The sequence below is a fragment of the Phaeobacter sp. NW0010-22 genome (assembly GCF_040365955.1).
In the GTDB taxonomy this organism is placed as follows: domain Bacteria; phylum Pseudomonadota; class Alphaproteobacteria; order Rhodobacterales; family Rhodobacteraceae; genus OMPR01.
Window position 1 is genome coordinate 1 of sequence record NZ_BAABWT010000022.1, and the last position, 1,891, is coordinate 1,891.

A 1,891-nucleotide genomic window follows, 5' to 3' on the forward strand; every position below is an offset into this window, starting at 1 on the left:
GCCACCGAAGACATCACCCTGACCGCGCCGCGGCTGCGGATCGCCTCCGAGGATGATGGGGTTCCGGGCAGCAGCCAGGGTGTGGATGTGGATCTGGGCATCGAGATTGCGATCACCGACCAGGACGGCTCGGAGACCGAGAATCCTTCCGATCCGCGGTTTGCGGCGACGGTCGAGATCCGCTTTGCGGGCCTTCCGGCCGCGACCACGGCCAATGGCGGCACCCTGGATGCGGGCGGCGGGCGCTGGACCGGCACGGTGGCTGAGGCCGAGGCGCTGGTTCTGAGCCTGCCGGGCGATTACAGCGGGGCGATCCTGTCGACGATCACGGTGACGACGCCCGAGGGTGTCGAGAGCGTGCCACAGGCGATTGTGGTGACGCCGACGCCGGACATCGTGATTGACGGAGCCATTGTGACGGCCGAGACGGACGCGCCGGTCGAGGTGCTGCTGTCGGACTTCATCTCTGTGCTGGTGAGCGACCCGAACGAGACGGTGGAGAGCCTGAGCTTCACCCTGCCCGGCCTGCCACCGGGGATGATGGTCGAAGGCGACGGCGGCCTGGGCCAGTTCACCGACAATGGCAACGGCACCTTTACCTTTGATCTGACGCTTGCAACGGGCTCGGGCGTGGACCCGGCCGGGGTCAAGCTGATCTTCCCGACCGATTATTCGACAACCAACCCGGCCACGACGCTGGAGGCGGCGCTGACGGTGACCACCAGCGATGGCACGGCGACGGGGGATATCCCCGTGCTGATCACCGAAGAGGGTGACGTGCTCCTTGAGGATGCGACGGTGACCCTGGCCGAGACCGACGCGCCGGTGCTGTTCACCCCAGCCAACAGCCTGGTGCCGCAGGTGACGGACATGGATGGTTCGGAAAGCATCGCACTGGTGGCGGTGGTGTTCAACGCGCTGCCGCCGGGTACGCGGGTATCGACCGATGGCGGTGCCAGCTTTGCGCCGCTGACCAACCCGACGCTGAACTTCATCGGCACCCTGGCCGAGTACCAGAACCTAGTGCTGTCGCTGCCCACCGATTACTCGACACAGAACCCCGCGACCGCGCTTTATGCCGAAGTGGCGGCGGTCTCGGACGAGGGCGGCTTTGGCCTGGCGCGTCTGGATGTTGTTGTGTCCTATGAGCTGGACGTGACGCTTGCAGCCCCTGCGGCTGTGGGGGCGGTTGAAGATGGTGACGGCGTTGATGGCGGCGGCGTGACGGTGGATCTGCAGATCACGGTTGCGGCGACGGACCGGGACAACTCCGAGGACAGCACGACGGTAGAGATCGCCTTCACCGATCTGCCGCCGGGCGCGCAGGTCAATGGCGGCACGCTGGATGCGGGAACCGGGCTCTGGTCTGGCACAATGGCGCAGGCGGCGGCGCTGACGCTGCAGCTGCCGGGGGATTATTCAGGCACCATCACCTCGGTGATCACGGCGCTGAGCCCGGAAGGATCGCTCAGCACCCCGCAGGTGATCACGGTTGCGCCTGCGGGCGATATCGACTTTGACATCGACGAACTGGTGACTGCCGAGACCGATGCGCGGGTGGTGGTGACGCCCTCCGATGCCTGGGCCATCTCTGTCTCGGACAGTGATCCGGGGCTGCCGGCGGAAGCGCTGGACACGGTGAGCCTCAGCCTGGCGGATCTGCCGCCGAACGTGCTGGTGCTGGGGGTTCCGGCGGGCACGATCAGCTACAATCCGGGCGCGGGCGGCACCCTGACCTTCACCGGTACCGAGGCGCAATATCTGGCACTGCAACTGAGCTTCCCGGCGGATTATTCCACGCAAAGCCCGGCAGCGGACGGGCTGGTGCTGACCGGCACCCTGTCGGCCACATCGACCGAAGATGCGGGCGGCCAGTCGGCGCCGGTCACCC

General features: G+C 66.8%; 1 pseudogene. It reads left to right on the forward strand.

The features are described from left to right. Nucleotides 1-1,891 (forward strand): annotated as a pseudogene (locus ABWV33_RS22395) (hypothetical protein); the annotation flags it as partial.